13 protein-coding genes are annotated in these 17,553 nt (G+C 52.8%); 9 read left to right on the top strand and 4 right to left on the bottom strand.

What is annotated here, in order from left to right; translation table 11 throughout:
* Positions 1-368 precede the first annotated feature (368 nt).
* Positions 369-1,142, bottom strand: coding sequence for an enoyl-CoA hydratase (locus ACTHYN_RS14840; protein WP_441813193.1), 774 nt, complete (start codon positions 1,140-1,142; stop codon positions 369-371).
* A 172-nt stretch (positions 1,143-1,314) separates the two neighbouring features.
* On the opposite strand from ACTHYN_RS14840, the gene ACTHYN_RS14835 reads away from it, so the two are divergent.
* Entirely contained in the window at positions 1,315-2,829 is a 1,515-nt protein-coding gene (locus tag ACTHYN_RS14835; RefSeq protein WP_441813192.1) for a fumarate hydratase, read from the top strand.
* Positions 2,830-2,902: 73 nt separating this feature from the next.
* Here the strand turns inward: ACTHYN_RS14835 and ACTHYN_RS14830 are convergent, their stop codons facing one another.
* Entirely contained in the window at positions 2,903-4,357 is a 1,455-nt protein-coding gene (locus tag ACTHYN_RS14830) for a protein adenylyltransferase SelO (protein ID WP_441813191.1), read from the bottom strand.
* A 217-nt stretch (positions 4,358-4,574) separates the two neighbouring features.
* Between ACTHYN_RS14830 and ACTHYN_RS14825 the strand changes: the two genes are divergently transcribed.
* A complete protein-coding gene (locus ACTHYN_RS14825; protein ID WP_441813190.1) occupies positions 4,575-5,543 on the top strand; it encodes an NAD(P)H-quinone oxidoreductase in 969 nt (322 codons plus the stop codon).
* Positions 5,544-5,570: 27 nt separating this feature from the next.
* On the opposite strand, the gene ACTHYN_RS14820 is transcribed toward ACTHYN_RS14825, so the two are convergent.
* A complete protein-coding gene (locus ACTHYN_RS14820) occupies positions 5,571-6,596 on the bottom strand; it encodes an NADP-dependent oxidoreductase (RefSeq protein ID WP_441813189.1) in 1,026 nt (341 codons plus the stop codon).
* Between the two features lie 238 nt (positions 6,597-6,834).
* On the opposite strand from ACTHYN_RS14820, the gene ACTHYN_RS14815 reads away from it, so the two are divergent.
* The 5 genes from ACTHYN_RS14815 to ACTHYN_RS14795 all read left to right on the top strand — a co-directional run bounded on the left by ACTHYN_RS14815 (position 6,835) and on the right by ACTHYN_RS14795 (position 14,608).
* Positions 6,835-8,955 carry a type VI secretion system Vgr family protein gene (locus ACTHYN_RS14815; protein WP_441813188.1) on the top strand — a complete coding sequence of 707 codons (2,121 nt, stop codon included), beginning with the start codon at positions 6,835-6,837 and terminating at the stop codon, positions 8,953-8,955.
* Entirely contained in the window at positions 8,952-12,341 is a 3,390-nt protein-coding gene (locus tag ACTHYN_RS14810; RefSeq protein ID WP_441813187.1) for a toxin VasX, read from the top strand. The genes ACTHYN_RS14815 and ACTHYN_RS14810 overlap by 4 nt, the downstream gene beginning before the upstream one ends.
* Complete coding sequence (locus ACTHYN_RS14805) at positions 12,338-13,411, top strand: hypothetical protein (RefSeq protein WP_441813186.1); 1,074 nt, start codon at positions 12,338-12,340, stop codon at positions 13,409-13,411. The genes ACTHYN_RS14810 and ACTHYN_RS14805 overlap by 4 nt, the downstream gene beginning before the upstream one ends.
* Before the next feature lie 221 nt (positions 13,412-13,632).
* Positions 13,633-14,046, top strand: coding sequence for a TA system antitoxin ParD family protein (locus tag ACTHYN_RS14800; RefSeq protein ID WP_441813185.1), 414 nt, complete (start codon positions 13,633-13,635; stop codon positions 14,044-14,046).
* Complete coding sequence (locus ACTHYN_RS14795) at positions 14,030-14,608, top strand: AAA family ATPase (protein ID WP_441813184.1); 579 nt, start codon at positions 14,030-14,032, stop codon at positions 14,606-14,608. Before ACTHYN_RS14800 ends, ACTHYN_RS14795 begins: the two co-directional genes overlap by 17 nt.
* A 30-nt stretch (positions 14,609-14,638) precedes the next feature.
* Here the strand turns inward: ACTHYN_RS14795 and ACTHYN_RS14790 are convergent, their stop codons facing one another.
* Positions 14,639-15,535, bottom strand: a complete 897-nt coding sequence (locus ACTHYN_RS14790; protein ID WP_441813183.1) for a DUF1853 family protein — start codon at positions 15,533-15,535, stop codon at positions 14,639-14,641.
* 114 nt (positions 15,536-15,649) lie between these two features.
* On the opposite strand from ACTHYN_RS14790, the gene ACTHYN_RS14785 reads away from it, so the two are divergent.
* Together ACTHYN_RS14785 and ACTHYN_RS14780 are read left to right on the top strand one after the other, a co-directional pair.
* Positions 15,650-16,090: a VOC family protein gene (locus ACTHYN_RS14785; protein ID WP_441813182.1), complete on the top strand. Its 441-nt coding sequence runs from the start codon at positions 15,650-15,652 to the stop codon at positions 16,088-16,090.
* Positions 16,091-16,222: 132 nt separating this feature from the next.
* The coding region (locus ACTHYN_RS14780) for a hypothetical protein (RefSeq protein WP_441813181.1) at positions 16,223-17,553 on the top strand (1,331 nt) is incomplete at its 3' end.

Here is a 17,553-nt window from a genome sequence, read left to right as displayed (position 1 = left end):
TAGAGTTTTCTTGAACATGGGTGGAACCTTTTCCTGTTGTTGTATCGTTATGTTCGGCAACTAACGGGGCCGGTCTGATCCGGTAAGCCCGATGTCAGTGGCCTGTTCTGCTTAAACGGTTGTTTGAAATTTTAGCCAGCGCAGTAAACCAATTTCTGTATCTATGACTATAACGACACTAAGGCCGGTGTTGATCAGCCAAAAGTGTGATTCTTGCTGTTTGGATCCTCCACGCACAAAGGGAGTTCGACCTCATTGAAAAATAGTTGGCCGAGACCTTTTTGTCGAGCCTTGGCGGGGGATATGCAGGGGTTTTTACAATTTGTATCAATTGCCCGCCAAAACAAGTGTTCTGGCGGGTGGAGGCGTTATTCAAAGCTTGAGAAATCCGGCTTTCGCTTTTGCATGAACGCTCGAAACGCCTCGGCCGCCTCCGGCGATTTCAGGCGTTCCGAAAACAACGCGCCTTCGGTCAGCATAGTCGCGGTAAGTTCTTCGTGAGTCGGGCCACTAAGTAGCTTTTTGGTGGCCCGGATGGCCGCTGGCGGTTGGCTGGCAAGTTTTTGGCAGGCTTCAAGTGCTGCTGCTTCCGTTTCAGCGGGATCACACACTCGGTTAATCAGCCCAAGGCGATACGCATCGTCTGCACTGAAGGTTCCGCCCAGCATTAGAAGTTCCGCGGCACGCACTCGGCCAATCCACGAGGGCAGCAGCAGGCTGGAGCCACCTTCAGGGCATAGCCCTAAGTTGGCAAAAGGCATTTGGAAACGGCTGTTGGTGCCGGCAAATACCATGTCGCAGTGCAGTAGCATGGTGGTGCCAATGCCCACGGCTGGGCCGTTTACGGACACAACTACCGGTTTGGTGGCATTGGCCAGAAGCAGCAAAAAGCGGCCTACGGGCGTTTCTTTGAAATCTCCGGGTAAGCCACTGGCAAATTCACTCAGGTCGTTCCCGGCGGTAAAACACTCATCGCTGCCGGTAAACAGTATGCAGCGGATATTGGCATCTGCGTCGGCTTGTTCAATCGCATCGTCCAATGCGGTGTACATAGCGTGAGTGAGGGCGTTTTTGCGTTCCAAGCGGTTAATGCGAACAGTGAGAATCTGGTTGTTGATTTCGGTATGAACAAAGTCAGTCACGGTGTCTCCTAATGTGTTTTTTATCATTTGGTTAGGATGATACCTTTTTTAAAGTGTTTGTTAAGAAAAGCTTCGCTTTCTGCTGAGTGCCTCGCTCTTTCGAATTTCTGGTAAACTGTGCCTCCTGTTTTTAATGATACCTTCATAACGATACCAACCTGATGAGGCGCCCATGACCACTGTAATCCGCCAGGATGACCTGATTGAGAGCGTAGCGGACGCGCTGCAGTTTATTTCTTACTATCACCCAAAAGATTTTATCGACGGTGTTTATAAGGCTTACCAGAAGGAAGAGTCGCAAGCAGCCAAGGATGCCATGGCGCAAATCCTGATCAACTCGCGCATGTGTGCCGAGGGGCACCGGCCGTTATGTCAGGACACAGGTATTGTGACTGTATTTGTAAACATTGGCATGAACGTTCAGTGGGATTGCGAGTTGCCGCTGGACGATGTGATCAACGAAGGGGTGCGCCGTGCCTATAAACAGCCCGATAACATACTGCGCGCGTCGATTTTGGCAGATCCCGATGGCAAGCGTCAGAACACCGGAGACAACACACCGGCAATCATCCACTACAACATGGTGCAGGGCGACACGGTTGAAATACACGTGGCAGCCAAGGGCGGCGGTTCGGAAGCCAAATCCAAATTTGCCATGTTGAACCCATCCGATTCTGTTGTGGATTGGGTTCTTAAAATGGTCCCGCAGATGGGCGCGGGCTGGTGCCCGCCCGGTATGCTGGGTATTGGCATTGGTGGTACCGCTGAGAAGGCGATGCAGTTGGCAAAAGAGTCGCTGATGGATCCCATCGATATTCACGATCTGCAAGAGCGTGGTGCGTCTGATCGTTCTGAGGAACTGCGCCTTGAGCTTTTCGATAAGGTGAATGATCTGGGCATTGGTGCTCAGGGCTTGGGTGGTCTGACAACCGTATTGGATGTGAAGGTGAAAGATTATCCCACCCACGCGGCGAACAAGCCGGTGGCGATTATTCCTAACTGCGCGGCCACCCGCCATGCGCATTTCGTACTGGATGGTACTGGTCCATCCTTGCAAACTCCGCCGAGCCTGGAAGACTGGCCGGAAATCACCTGGGAAGTGGGTGAGGACGTGCGCCGGGTGAATCTGGATACGGTCACCCCGGAAGATGTAAAAGACTGGCAGCCGGGCGAAACGGTGTTGCTGTCTGGCAAGATGTTGACGGGCCGTGATGCTGCTCACAAGAAGATGGTCGATATGATCAGTAACGGCGAAGAACTGCCGGTGAATCTGAAAGGTCGCTTCATTTATTACGTGGGGCCGGTTGATCCGGTACGGGAGGAAGTGGTTGGTCCCGCAGGCCCCACTACGGCAACCCGCATGGACAAGTTTACTCACACCATGCTGGAAAAGACCGGTCTTACAGGCATGATCGGTAAAGCTGAGCGTGGCCAGGTAGCCATCGATGCGATAAGGGAGTTTGGGGCGGTGTATTTGATGGCCGTGGGCGGTTCTGCTTATCTGGTCTCCAAGGCCATAAAAAATGCAGAAGTGGTTGCCTTCCCGGAGCTGGGCATGGAGGCCATTTACGAGTTTGATGTGAGGGATATGCCGGTCACGGTTGCGGTAGATTCCAAAGGCACATCGGTTCACCAGACCGGCCCTGTAGAATGGCAGGAGAAGATCATTGCTGCCCGGGCTGTTTGAGTTTACGTAAGCTGTGAAAGCGGGGCCGGGAATTTAATTCTGGCCCCGCTTTGCCCTTCCTGTTTGTTCTTCGCTAGCTTGAGCAACTGATGTTCAGGTGCTTGCCCCAGTCTGGTGGCAGTGCTGCGTATTTTTCAAAGTCTGGTTGCTCGTCATACGGCTGTTCCAGAACGCTTATCAGTTCTTTCAGAGGCTCATAATCGCCACTCTGGGCTTCCAGGATAACCTGCTGAGCGAGGTAATTACGCAAAATGTATTTGGGGTTTATCCTGCGCATCTGGTGCTCACGTTCCTCATGGGTACGGGTTTCCTGCTCCAGTCGTTTCTCGTAACGGTTTAGCCATCCATCAGCTACTTCATGGTTCACAAACAAATTCCGCAAGGGGGTATTACCATGCTCTTTAAGGTTGGAGAGCGCGCGGAAAAATGCGCTGTAGTCGGTGTGGTGTTCGTTCAGCATGCTAAAGGTGTCCATGACAAGGCGCATGTCTCCCTCGCTTTCCTGCGCCAGGCCAAGCTTGTTTCGCATGTTTTGTAAAAAGCGCCCATTGTAGGCGGCTTCATAACGCTGCAGACTGTTGTGAATGGCATCTTCGTCCATTATCGGTAGCAGGGCGTTGGCAAGGTATTGGCAATTCTCAAAGCCTACCTGGGGCTGGCGGTTGTAGGCGTAGCGGCCGCCTTGGTCGGTATGATTGCAAATGTAACCTGCATCAAAATCGTCTAAAAACGCGAAAGGCCCATAGTCGAAAGTGTCGCCGATGATCGACATGTTGTCGCTGTTCATCACGCCGTGGCAGAAGCCTATAGCCTGCCAATCGGCTATCAGGCGGGCGGTGCGCTCGACTACTTCCGCAAGCCAGCGGGCATGTCGTTCTGGCTTATCCAGCTTTATAAGATGTGGGAAGTGAAGTTCAATCACGTGTTCAAGCAGGTTTTTTACCGTTTCCGGCCCCTCATGGTGCGCTGCAAACTCAAAATGGCCGAAGCGGATATGGCTTTGGGCCACGCGCATCAGTGTAGCCGCAGTTTCAATAGATTCCCTGCGCACAGGATCGCGGGCGCTGACCATAAACAGAGCCCGGGTGGTGGGGATGCCCAGCCCATTCATGGCTTCGCTGCACAGGTATTCACGAATAGTCGATCGCAGAACCGCCCGGCCATCGCCAAAGCGGGAGTAGGGCGTTAAACCCGCACCTTTCAAGTGCCAGTCCCAGCGACGGCCATCCGGGCCTAAGGTTTCCCATAACAGAAGGCCGCGGCCATCGCCCAGTTCCGGGTTGTAGTTGCCAAATTGGTGGCCGGTGTACTTCATGGCAACCGGGTCCATGCCTTCCAGTAATTCTGTACCGCCGCCGACTCCCGCCCAATTGGTTTCATTAGTGGTGTGAAACCCCATGCTCTGCGCCAATTTGTGGTTGAAGCAAACCATCTTGGCGCCTTTTAAGGGACTGGGCTTTACGCGGGTATAGAAGCTGTCTGGGAGCTCCAAATGGCGGTGTTCTATGCGAAAACCGTTGCTGCTCATAAGCTGTTCGTACTCCCGATTGATACGAATGCGGAATGACCTCTACCTTACCAGAGGCTGAGTGACTTCAGGCCGCCCGCTTTGTTATACCTTTATGTTTAGTGTTGAATGTCTACTTCACCCAGATGAAAACATCCTCATTACAACCACCTGACGACATGCGGTATGCTGATTGAATATCCCTTGCTGGACACTCGAACGTGCTGAGATTTGATTCATGATGAAAGCAATCAAGGTAACTGGTGATTCCCTTACTTGGGAAGACTGCGCAAGCTATGAAGAATTACAGGCAGGTCACGTAGCCATTGACGTGGTGTGGAGTGCCGTGAATCGTGCCGATTTGATGCAACGGGCTGGTGTGTACCCTCCGCCCCCGGGCGCATCGGACATTCTGGGGTTGGAAGTGAGTGGTCGTATCGCGGCCATTGGCAAATCGGTAACAGGGTTTGAGCTAGGCGATGAGGTGTGTGCTCTGCTTACTGGCGGTGGTTATGCAACCAAGGTTGCGGTACCTGCCGCTCAGGTGTTGCCTGTCCCTAAAGGGTATTCGCTGGAAAAAGCCGTGGCTATTCCGGAGGTGTTTGCGACAGCCTGGCTGAACCTTTATCAAGAGGCCGATCTGCAGCCTGGCGAGAGAGTGTTATTGCACGCCGCAGCTAGCGGCTTGGGCACCGCCGTGATTCAGATTGCGACAGCCTTTGGCAACCCGGTGTTTGCAACCGCTGGTGGTGAAGAAAAGCTGGAAGCGTGTCGCAAGCTGGGGGCAACAGGTACCTGGAATCGCAAAGACGGCTCTTTTGTAGATGCGGTGAAAAGCTGGGGCGGAGTAGACATGGTGCTGGACCCGGTGGGCGGCAGCTATATCAAGGAAAACCAGAGAGTTTTAAATGTTGATGGGCGGATTGTTCTTATAGGCCTGATGGGAGGCCGGTTTGCGGAAGCCGATTTGGGGCTTATGCTGGTGAAGCGCCATAAATTGATCGGCTCTACCTTACGGTCCCGTTCAGTGGCGGATAAAGGGCGGGTATTACAGGAGCTGTATCGTCACGTTTGGCCATTGCTGGTAGCCGGGCAGATTGAGCCGCTGATTGACAGCACCTGGCCAATTGAGCAGGTTGAAGAAGCCATGGCCTATGTGGCAGACAACAAAAACACCGGGAAAGTTCTTCTCAAAATTGCAGAATAACCTTCCCGGCGCTGTCTGTTGTTTATCTTAATCTGCGATATGCACCAACTGTTTGCCGAAGTTCTTGCCGTTCAGCATGCCCTTGAAGGCCTCAACTGCGTTTTCGAGGCCTTCAGCCACCGTTTCACGGTATTTTATTTCGCCTGAAGCAATGCGGTTGGTGAGAATGTCGGTGATTTCCTGGTGTTTATCCTGCCACTCGGTTACCAGGAAAAAACGGTGCTCAGGAACCGGGTCGAGGCGATTGAGAATATCAAACGGGGTTTCTACTTTGTCTGTGCTCTTGGCATTGTAAGCCGAGACAAAACCGCAAATGGGCACCCGTGCGCCAGGGTTGAGTAGCGGCGCAACAGCGCGGGTTACGTCGCCACCCACGTTCTCGTAGTAAATATCTATTCCGTCTGGGCAGGCGGCTTTCAGATCGGCCTCCAGGTTGCCTGCCTTGTAATCCACACAGGCATCAAACCCAAGTTCATCAACTACATAGCTGCATTTTTCCGGGCCACCGGCCACGCCCACTACGCGGCAACCGTCGGTTTTGGCGGTTTGGCCAACAACCGTGCCCACGGGGCCGGAGGCAGCAGAAACGACCACGGTTTCACCTGTTTTGGGTTTGCCTACATAGGTTAGGCCACAGTAACCGGTGCGGCCTGGCATACCAGCAACGCCGAGGTACGTTTGCAGCGGCACACCCTCTTTCTGGTGAATTTTGTAAACCATTGGCGCATCTGCGGGGAAGGTTACATACTCCTGCCAGCCTGAATAGCAGGTAACCAAATCACCAACTTTCAATTTGTCTGAGCGGGATTCTACAATCCGTGCAACGGTTTCGCCGACGATGGGTTCATCAATGGCGATCGGGTCCATATAGCTTTTGGCATCGTTCATGCGCGGGCGCATGTACGGATCCAGCGACAGCCACAGTATCTGCGCGACTACCTCGCCCTCTTTGGGCTCGCGCACCGGGCGCTCTTCCATAACCAGATCGCCTTCCTGAATTTCGCCATTTGGGCGTTGCTTCAGCACAATGGCACGATTTTGGTATTGGCTCATAGCGTTTCTCTCTATCTCTGGATGATGGGATACAACCCCAAACGCGGCAAATAGAGTTGCCTTCATTTAGGTTGCGTAAAGAAACCAAATTAGCTTGCAACAGAATAATCCTGTGGTCAAGCTCTCATGTTTCAAGTGGCTCTGGCCAGCGGGGTTACATTCCGGAAACTGGAGGTTATAATCAGTTATCGGCTCAGGATGAGCGCGAATAACACACCAATCTTCAGGGACAGAAGACATGCCCCAGGCAAGCGGACTGCAGTTTACCGCCCGTGTTGGCGAACTCCCCACTGATTTATTTTCCGTTATTGGCTTTACGCTGACCGAACGGCTATCCGAACTTTTCCACGGCTGCCTTGAGTTGGCCAGTACTGATCAGGGTATTGATGCTTCGGAAATTCTGGAGCAAGCAGTAGATTTGGTAATTTGGCAAGACGGCATACCCGTTCGCCGCTTTAACGGCGTGGTGAACGAATTTGTTCGTGGTGATTCCGGCCATCGCCGCACACGTTACGAGCTGATTATCCAGCCGCCCTTATGGCGCTTGGGGCTGATGCACAACAGCCGTATTTTTCAGATGCAAACCACTGACACCCTCGTGCGCACGCTATTGGAAGAGCGGGGCATTATGAGTGCAGAGTTCGATTTAAAGCGTGTGCCCCAGGAACGGGAATACTGCGTTCAACACCGGGAAAGTGATCTAGCGTTCGTTGAACGCATGGCCGTAGAAGAAGGTTGGCACTATCGTTTTGAACACGGCAGTGTGGATGGTGGCGAACAGCCCGGCCTGATCATAGCCGACCACCATGGCGATGCACCCCGGCTGGAAGCGGTGGAATATAATGGCAAAGCAGGGGGAAGCACCCAGCAGCCTGCAGTGTTCCGCTTCCGCTACGAAGAACGAGTGCGCGTTGCTTCCGCAGCGACAAAGGACTACACCTTCAAGAATCCCGCTTACGCCCTGATGCACGAGCAGAGCGTGGCCAGCCGCAACCAACGCCAGGACTATCAACACTTCGACTACCCAGGCCGGTTCAAAGCCGACGCCAGCGGCCAGCCGTTTACCGAAGCAAAACTGGATGCCCTCCGAAACGACGCCAGCACCGCGAGCGGCGAAAGCAACCGCGCAGACTTCACCTGCGGCGCCAAAACCGAACTGACCGAGCACGATAACGCCAACCTGAACCGGGACTGGTTGCTTACCGCCGTTACTCACACCGGCAAACAGCCCCAAGCCATGGAAGAAGAGGGCGGTTCTGGCCTGACCACCTATCACAATACGTTCAGTGCCATTCCTGCCGATAAAACCTGGCGACCCCTGAGCGACCACCGCCCACTGATGGACGGCCCCCAGATTGCCATTGTTACCGGCCCGGAAGGTGAAGAAATTCACTGCGACGAATTTGGCCGGGTAAAGGTTCGATTTCCCTGGGATCGCTACTCTCAAAACAACGAACACAGCAGCGCCTGGCTAAGAGTCAGCCAGGGTTGGGCCGGTGGCCAGTATGGATTCATGGCACTGCCCAGAATTGGCAACGAAGTGATCGTCTCCTTCCTGGATGGCGACCCGGATCAGCCCATTATTACCGGGCGTACCTACCACGCCACCAACACACCGCCTTATGCGTTACCAGAACACAAAACCCGCACCACCCTGAAAACGCAGACCCACAAGGGGGAGGGCAGCAACGAATTGCGGTTTGAGGATGAAGCAGACAAACAACAGATCTACGTTCACGCCCAAAAAGACTTGGATCTGCTCACCGAAAACAACCGCACGGAAGTCATTAATAACGACAGCCATGTGACCGTTGAGAATGACCGGTTCAGCCACGTAAAGAGCAATGATCACATCACCGTTGGTGGAGAAAAACGCCAAACCATCGGTGCGGATTGCAGCCAGAACGTTGGTGGCACACTGCATCAGACTTCCGGTAGTGCCACTTTGTGTGAAGCCGGCAGCGAGGTACACCACAAGGCTGGTGCCAAAGTGGTATTGGATGCCGGTGCTGAATTAACGATTTCTGGTGGTGGCAGTTTCCTTAAGCTGGATCCTAGCGGGGTAACTCTGAGCGGGCCGGGGATTAAGATTAATTCAGGGGGGAGTGCTGGGAGTGGCTCTGGGCAAGCTGTGGGTGAGCCCATACTGCCTGGTGATCTTCCAGATAACAGTTCAACCAAAACTGCACGTACTAGCTTGACAGCTACTGATCAAAGGGAAAAAGCGCAACCTTCCAATATAGAGGCTAACAAATTCCATCAGCCTAATCGTCAACTCATTGTCGACGTTATCGGTGGAGGTCTTAAGCAAGAGGTAGTCGTAGTTTCAAGCAATTCGGCTGGGGAGAGGGAAGTATGAGTAGTTCAGTCACGTTTGCAGATGAAAAACTGGACAGAGCTATTCGCCGCCGTGCGGAATACGACGATAACCACCCTGGTGATCTCGTGTTATCGATACCAAGACGCAATGGTGGCGCTATCTCTCTTCCTTTGTTGAAGCATGCGCGCTCCAATATTGAACAAAAAGAGCATCAGGAAAATACCTTGATGCGCGTTAAACCATTAGCTGAAATAGATAATAATCTCCCAGTAAGTACTGACCATACCCGAGTCAACACAGGTAAGGGCGTTGCTCTGCTCCGCCCGGGCTACCTTTATATTTTCCGAAATGATGAACTGTGGCGGGAACTGGAAATCGATCCCGCTGGAATGATGAGCGATGTTGATCTGAACTACGCTCGCGAGGAGTTTGATGGTTCGGAGAGTTCCGACAACAGTTCACGACCCAGTGAGGGAAAGTGGTTAACGGATGTTCTGGTACCCGTATTTCTTCAGGGTCAGGCAGTCATGCATCAAACTCGTATGGCTTATAGCGAGGTGCAATGGGACTGGAGTTACGTCCGATATCTTGAGAAAAACAAGCGCGCCAGAGAAGCTCGAACCTCCGGTATCGGACATGCCTGGGCGGCAACCACCGTCGATACACTTACGTTCGCTACGGGATTTCCTGCATCGGGTATACAGCATGTTACCGAGTTGCGACCAAGGGATCTTGGGTTGGAGTTGATGTTGGAAAACCCTCTCGATTTCGCGCCGGGGTTTGAAGGTCCGCAAGACCGGGAGCTCTATGTTCGAATTAATAAGCGACTGGATCAACTCGGGGAAATCCAGGGAAAGGGTTCAGATTTGGGTTCCGGGGATTTCGTCGAAGAACCAGAAGCGCCGAAACCGAATGACACAACACCGATAGGCATGGACCTCAACTGTGATGCCGGCGACGATCTGCTGGCGGGTCTTCGGGACCAGGAAGGATTGGTGTGCGTCGCCATCCCGGATCCGCTTTTCAAATTACGCCATTCGCTGACCCAATTGCATTTGGCACTGCATTATCTGGATGCGGTTGACGCGACGATTCAGCAGAACCCCATGGCCCACTCGGCAATGTTGATCCGTCAGACAGTTTTTGATCCGACGCAACAGGGCGGCAAAAGCGCTCTGGCGAAATACGCAGGGGCTATAGACCGGACGAAGCTGGACAAGGTGTTAGACACGGCGGAAAAGAATCACGCGATCGCTGTTATTGAACGACATGTTGCTCAGTTACAAGGGCTCATGAGCGGGCGAGAGCTGAGCACCGTATGGGAGGATTACCGCCATCGCAATGACGTGGCGATCTCCGAAGCTTACCTTCTTATTGCAGACAAAATCAACGTATTACAGCAGATTCCAGGGGTCTTGAAAGCTCAGGGCGTTGTCGGAAACAGTCGGTTGTTTATGGCATTAAAGCGCTGGGTGGTAAATGATGATTTCTTGGCTGACTGGGCACCAGAAAAATCTGCTCAATTTGATCGACTTCAGCGCTTGGTGCAAGACCAGACGGATATTGATGAGGAGTCGCTGAATAAATTGAATCTCCAGTCTTTGGTTTACCTTGAAAAACAGCTGCAAGAGAAACCCGGTGAGGAAAGCAGTGTTGCGGATAAATTCTCTGATGGCGTTAAAGTTGGAAAGCTCGTTTCCGGCGCACTAGATGAGTGGAGTGCTGCGATATTGATGGTGGGTAAACGTCTCGTCGAAGAAGATGCCGTTCAGCAGATTGAACTCCAGCGCGTTATGCAGGCGGCGGCGTCAAACTTTGTCCTGGCCGACCCCAGCCTGGAAGGCATCGAGGTGATGGACAGGGCAGGTGCCCATAGCAAAGGTTCGATTCTGGGTGTATACGGCAACAGGATTAACCGGGGGCTGACGGATTTTGACCGCTCTGACGGGGTACTTACCAGAGCAAAGGACTACCTCACCGCGGATTTACTCGATGATTCCGGCGAAATGCTTGGCTCAACTAGCCCATCTCGCGCCACCAATGCGTTGGAAGAGGCAGTTCATGAAACCGCTGGCGGGACGATGGTTTTCTTCGCCCCTGCAGGTCATCCTGAGGCCCAAAAGCTGAGCCTGATTAAAGTCAATTTTGCGCAACGAATAGGCAAAGTTGTGGACGGGCCTGTGGTGTCCCGTGGGTTGGTGGTTTTGGCAGCGTTTAATATGTTCGTTGAGTTTCAAGCATACTTAAATGCATATAACTCTACGCATGAGAGCGCCACGCTGGCATTTGCTAAAACATTTGGTGGGGCCGCAGTTGATCTAACAGCAGCGTCACTCAAACTCAGCCAAGTTTTAGGTGAGCAGGCTGGTGGTGCTGGTAGTAGCCGGATTCATCAATTGGCCACGAGGCCGCTTTTTGATATGAAGAATTTCTGGCTTATCGGAGGGCGGCTGCAAACCGTTGGTGCACAAACTCTGGTACGAACAGCCGGTCTTGCTAGTTTTATTGCAGCGGGGATTGGCGTGGGACTGAGCTTTTGGGAGTGGAGAATCAGCCTTGCCAATAAAGATTTTGATGCGGCATCAGGGCATGTCATCGCCATGACCGGCGGAATGATTTTTATGGTTAGCCCCTTACTTGCGGGAGTTTTGGCGGTTCCGGGGTGGGGTTGGGCTGTATTAGGAATGGGGATAATCGTAGGGGGTGGGTTGTACGCGGGCAACATGACGGATGATCCGTTTGAGAAGCTGCTGAAACTTGGCCCTTTTGGTACCTATCCCGACACATCGTCGAGAAGAATTGAAGAAAAAGCTTATTATAGCCAACTAATGTCGCTGCTGACGCCGATTCAAGTGACGGCACAAAAGTACGCAGATATTGATCCGAATCCAGAGTTGACCCACTCTGGCGAGACTCCAGCACCAGATGACTATGTTATTACTCTCCACACCCCGTTGATCAGCAGGCTGAAAGTCACGAGTGAATTTCGTTCAGAGTTGTTGCCTGATCCATTCAGTCTGGTCGTCCAGGAAGTTGCTTACCTGTCGTCGTCAATGGCTTCCACAGCTGTAGGTAAGATCGAGACAGATCAAACGCTGAGTACCACGTTGTTGCGCAAAATCACCGCAAGGCAATCACTCCCTCAGCAGTCCGCAGTTCGGTTTCTGGTAAAGAGGGAAATAACTGAAAGCAACTACAGTCGTTTTGGTCATAGCCAGTCCGTTACCACCAGTGTGAGGATTGGCTTGCAAGCGGTGATTGACACAGAGCTGGGACCAATGGTGTTCCCCGCACCCGTACATGAAAATTATGAAGCGTTTGATAAAGATCGCCATGGTACGCCGCCCCCGAAAGACAGAGCAGCCATGAACCCGTATGCGCAACCCAGGTCTCCCTATTGGTTCTTTACTGAGGTGTTTGTGTGAGTAAACAGCAAGAAGCGTCGACTTTTGCCGCGAGCGTTTATAGGAGGGAAATCGTTAAAGGCCTTCCCGAAAGCCCGGTAAAGCGAATTCGTTTGGGTGATGAATTGCAACCATTCGGTACCTATGCAGGCGCTGACCCTTATTATCGGGTTATAGAAGATGTGGATGCGTTGCAAACCAACGAGCAAACAGATCCCGAGTTCCAAAGTAAAGACTGGTGGTGGGATCATCAGCAAATTCGGTTTCTTAATGAGAAGCTAGGTCTTAAGGCTTTAATTTTTTTAATACCTCTTATTTGGATCCTTATACTAATTGTCGGAGGTATGGCTCTGATGGGATGGGGAGTGCTAGAGGTTGCTGATCATTATAACTTGCCTGGATTGGTGGTGGGGGGCTTGGGTTTGGTCTTTGTTTCTGGGTGGATGCTGTTTTCTCTATGGGTTGCCGGGCCAACCACCAACTGGCTCATGAGCACCGGCATCGGTTTTCTTATGAAGCCTTTTGAAAAACGCATCAATAAAAAGCTGGACCAAGCCTTCGAAGACGGCTGCAGTGAATTTAATCGCGTTACCGGTCAGGTTCGGTTTGCCCTTGGGCGCAAACGTTTTTTCGAAGCACCCTTTGTTGAGTTTGATGCCTATGTGGAACGGGTTGTGCAAAAGGGCGGGATATTCTATCGGTTGATGTTTGTGCATCGCTATACTCAGAAAACTTTTAATAAAATGTGGTTCAGTGGCATTGAACCCCAGAAAACGGAAGTTTTGGCCCTGTGGGATATGCTGCAGCGATACATGGATGTGTCTCAGCCGTTACCTGATGTCCCGCGCCTGGAGCCTTTCCGCCACTTGGATTCGGTGACTCATGAGCACGACAAAAAGACCGGGCGCGCTCCCCGTTATTGGCGCGACCTGAATTTGGAAGAATGGAAGCAGGGCGAAGGATCTGAGTGGCTGAAGCGACAAGTCGAGTACCCCTGGGGGAAACGCACTTGCCGGCTAACCCCGCAACTGGGCAAGGTCTCGATGGCAGAGTACCGTAAACAGCGGCCTGCGGAAGCCTGGCCGATTTAATGCGAGGTCAGGTGAAAAAGTCGGCATGGCTTCCGCCCTTGGAACGGCCAATATTCTCTGACTTTTGCATTGGTTTCCATCACCCTGAAATTGGCGAGAAATACACCCGAGAGTTTGAAACCCCGGCAAGCCTAACCGCTTGATCGAAACTCAACAATTGTTGCAAGGCGCAACGCCTATGGTAATCTGTATACATGCTATATAGGTCACAGGAGGCTGCCATGACTACTGCCATTCGTCTGGATGATAATCTGGTTCGTCACGCATCTGCTGAGGGGCAGGTGCACCGGCGCTCTACGCCCAAGCAGATCGAGTATTGGGCGGAAATAGGTCGTGCGGTTGCAAGTGAGGTGAGTGCGGAGGATTTGATTGCGATCCTTCAGGGTATCCGGCGCGTTAAGGTAGAGCCTGTTGTTCCGGAAGATATCACCAGTGATGATTTGTGGGCAGAAGTAAATCAAGCTCGCCAATCTGGTGAGTTAAGCCGCTCGATTGCCCGCGGGCAGACGGTTTATCAGGCAGCCGTTGATAAACCGGGTTACCTGGAAGCGGTTTACCCCAGTGGCATGCGCGAGATCGGTCAGTTTCGCAACGGGCGTTTTGTAGCTGTGAGTGGCCGTGACGACGCAGCCTGAACTTTGGTTGCTCGTCGGTGGTAATGGCGCAGGCAAGTCGACGTTTTATGAGCGGTTTTTGGCCCAGCGCCGCATACCTTTAGTCAATGCGGATAGCATTGCGCGTAGTCTTTGGCCCGATTCCCCCGAGAAACATAGTTACGAGGCTGCGCTGATTGCTGAGAAAGAGCGGTACCGCCTTTTGCAGGAGCGCCAGAGTTTCTGTTTCGAAACGGTTTTTTCTCATCCTTCGAAAATAGACTTTATGGGCGCCGCGAAAGCCGCAGGTTTCCGTATCCGCATGTTCTATTTTCATCTGGAAACAACGGCTCTCAACAAAGCCCGCGTAGCGACGCGCGTGCAGTCTGGTGGGCATAATGTGCCGGAGAAAAAGATAGAGAGTCGGGTTCCGAGAGCATACGCCAACCTGCGCGAATGTGTCGGGCTGGCGGATGAACTGCATCTTGTTGATAACTCCAGTCTAGACAGGCCCTTTGTTCGTGTGGCTGCCTGGGAAAGCGGCGAGTGGCGGCGCTATTGCGAGACGTTGCCCAGATGGGCGCAGGACTTGCTGGATGACTGAAGCTTTTATTCAAAAGCCTCTATGAACAGCTCACGGCCAAGTTTGCGGCACCACAAATAGTCGGTCTTCCTCCAGCCAGTTTCCCGTTTGACGCTCTTGGCGCATGATGGCGAACAGTTGCGGCGTAGACTTGCTCTCAACACGCTCCAAAGCCTCCCGAGTATGCGCTGCGTCCGGTTGCTCGGCCTGAAACCAGTTGCCAATCCAGTGTGGTTTACTGAGGACAGCCCAGTGCGAGGTGTCCAGCACTTTCGCGTTATGGATATACATCCAGCGCCCGCGCAAATGTTCTGCGGGAACATAGCCTGGAGTGGCGGCGTACTGGGCGTCGGGGTAAAACAGATACCCGGGCATGAAAATTCGCGGCGCTAGCGGCCCGGTTATATTAAATTCATCGAGCAATGCAAGAGTTTCCGGGAGCTGCGTCCTGCGACTTTGCATTTCCAGAAGGCGGGATGTTTTTAGATCCAGCCGGTCACGGGCATTTGGGCCATACCAGAGAGTAGGGCCAGCCTGCTCAGGTACGCCAAGATAAAATTTGATCGCAATTTCATGGTGCTCAATGCAGTCTTCTGCCCGGTTGTGTACGACAAAATCCAGCTCTCCGATGGTGCGCCCGTTTGATTGGATTTGCTGATTCTTCAGCAGAATAGGCCAGCCAAGTAGGTCTTCCAGCATAATCTGGTACAGTCGCTCAAAATAGAACCCCAGCCTGCGCTGTGGAGGTTCACTTAACAGTGCTGGTGCCGTTTTTGCGTTCTGATCCCAGGCTTTGAGAATGTCGGGGTAATTCGGGGGCAGATATTGCGTTGGTTCAAGTGTGATCGGTGAGCGCAAAAGTTGCGGAGCTTGGCACAGCCATGCGAGATGCCTGATTGCTGGCGTTTGGTACGATTTGATCAGCTCGGAGGTGAGTTTTGCATTCATTCGCCCAGAATACCGTAAACTGTTCGTTAATAAAGGTTTGAGTGTGCCACTGTACGATGATGTGAATCACGAAGGGGGCTTCGTACGAAGCCATAGTAAACAACAGGAGAAAGTATGCATTACCTACATACGATGATCCGTGTCGCCAATCTTGATCAAACTCTGCACTTTTTTTGCGAACTACTTGGCATGATTGAGATTGATCGTAAAAGCAGTGACAAAGGCCGGTTTACACTGGTGTTTTTGGCCGCACCAGAGGATGAATCCCGAGCACGTGAAAACAGGGCGCCGATGATCGAACTGACCTACAATTGGGATCCGGAGGAGTATTCAGGCGGTCGTAACTTTGGTCACCTGGCTTACGGGGTAGACGATATCTATGCCTTATGCGAAACGCTGCAGGCAAAGGGTGTGACGATTAATCGCCCGCCCCGGGATGGGCGCATGGCGTTTATTCGTACGCCAGACTCAATATCCATAGAGTTGCTGCAAAAGGGTGAGCCGCTGGCGCCCAGAGAACCCTGGGTGAGTATGGAGAATACGGGAACCTGGTAAGTTGGGTGCACCCAGTGCGTAAGAGTTGTAGAGGCACAAAAACGGCCATAAAATAAATCATGGTTTGAAAGACGCGTTATCAATCTAACGTTCAAAGCATCAGGATGATGCGATTAAACAGGGAAATGTTTTATGGAAGACTGGCAAGGATGCCTGGCCCCGCAATGTCAGGCTGCGTTGCTGTACGCCCGTGAGGATGTTGATCGTCGTGGCGGCACAGTCATCACAGTTGAAGACTTTTTACTTGCATTACTTGATGCTAGCCCTGCTGCAAGCCGTTTTCTGCGGGGCTCTGGTGTGGACATGGATGAGCTTGTTCGTACCATTCAATGCGAGCAGCCCATCGTTACTGAAGTAGGCGGTGAAGGTCTGCTCTCTTCCCAATTAATCTACTGGTTTGCGACCGCGCGGGAAACCTTTGGTACGCCCGCCTGGCTGGATTGGCCGCAACTTTTGAAGGTGCTCGCCCAGTACACAGAGCGTTTGCAGGAAAAGGCCTATGTTGCGGTTCTTGAACTGGTTTCACGCTGGCCTGAGTTGAATGCTTCGGATGTGAGCAAAGAAAGCGTCGAGGAGCCGGGCATTGAAGAGTATCAGCCCACGCCAGTTGTAATCACGGACCCGGCCTGGACCGAGTTGGCGGAAGATGTGGCCATTACGCTTGCGGCAAAGCCAGAGGCGCTGGTGTGGGTGCGAGGAGAGCGCGGGGCAGGAAAGTCTTCGTGGTTGCGCACATTGTTATCGTCTCTGGCGCAACCTTATGTCGAAATGGATTTGCGCCGCGAAGTTGAACTGATGGCCAGTGAACTCGCGGTTATTCCTGCCGCCGCTAGCAGGCCCTGGCCTGTCCTTGTGCTGGACAACGTAACACCGGCAGATCTGTTGATGATGATGGAGATACCCTCTGGCCTGGCCTCTGATTTGGTTCTCCGGTGGCGAGGGCCTGTGCTGCTTTTAGGGCCAGACCTGCCAAGCGGCGACGCGAGCCCTCGAATGTTGGAGCAGCGGCTTGGGCGAGCGTTGGAAATTTATGATATTCCCCTTTCCAGTGCGATGCAGCGCAAGGCTATTCTGGTTGCTCATCAAGCGGTGATTGAGCGTCACTGGAGCATTCATCTACCTCATTCCGTTATTCAGTTTGCCGCCACCCGGCGGAGCCGGTGTGTCAGTACGCCAGGCGGAATGTTGCAATGGGTAGAGCGGGCAACAGCGCGGTTGGCACTTTTTGCCCGGCGCGGGCCGGTAAGTTCAGTGGCACTTTCCGGACAAGCGGATACGCTGCGGCGCCAAAGCCTTGTGGCTATGGCGCGACAGGAGCCATTGGTCGACATTGAGCAGTCGCTTGAAGAGGTGCATCTCCTGCGCATAGCTTCTGAAGTAGCGTGGCACGAACGTAAAGCCTCGGGGATGCTGTACCAGCTTACGGTAGAAGATCTGCGTCAGGAGCTGGAACGCTGGGTTGC

It is taken from the genome of Marinobacter sp., from assembly GCF_052091845.1.
Classification (GTDB): Bacteria; Pseudomonadota; Gammaproteobacteria; order Pseudomonadales; family Oleiphilaceae; genus Marinobacter.
The sequence above is the reverse complement of the archived record's forward strand: the minus strand, read 5'-3'. Positions and strand labels throughout refer to the sequence as shown.

Coding starts and splice junctions, on each gene's coding strand:
- ACTHYN_RS14790 (WP_441813183.1), bottom strand. CDS start 15,535: ATGAATGCAAAACTCACCTCCGAGCTGATCAAATCGTACCAAACGCCA.
- ACTHYN_RS14800 (WP_441813185.1), top strand. CDS start 13,633: ATGACTACTGCCATTCGTCTGGATGATAATCTGGTTCGTCACGCATCT.
- ACTHYN_RS14835 (WP_441813192.1), top strand. CDS start 1,315: ATGACCACTGTAATCCGCCAGGATGACCTGATTGAGAGCGTAGCGGAC.
- ACTHYN_RS14820 (WP_441813189.1), bottom strand. CDS start 6,596: ATGAGCCAATACCAAAATCGTGCCATTGTGCTGAAGCAACGCCCAAAT.
- ACTHYN_RS14830 (WP_441813191.1), bottom strand. CDS start 4,357: ATGAGCAGCAACGGTTTTCGCATAGAACACCGCCATTTGGAGCTCCCA.
- ACTHYN_RS14825 (WP_441813190.1), top strand. CDS start 4,575: ATGATGAAAGCAATCAAGGTAACTGGTGATTCCCTTACTTGGGAAGAC.
- ACTHYN_RS14815 (WP_441813188.1), top strand. CDS start 6,835: ATGCCCCAGGCAAGCGGACTGCAGTTTACCGCCCGTGTTGGCGAACTC.
- ACTHYN_RS14810 (WP_441813187.1), top strand. CDS start 8,952: ATGAGTAGTTCAGTCACGTTTGCAGATGAAAAACTGGACAGAGCTATT.
- ACTHYN_RS14785 (WP_441813182.1), top strand. CDS start 15,650: ATGCATTACCTACATACGATGATCCGTGTCGCCAATCTTGATCAAACT.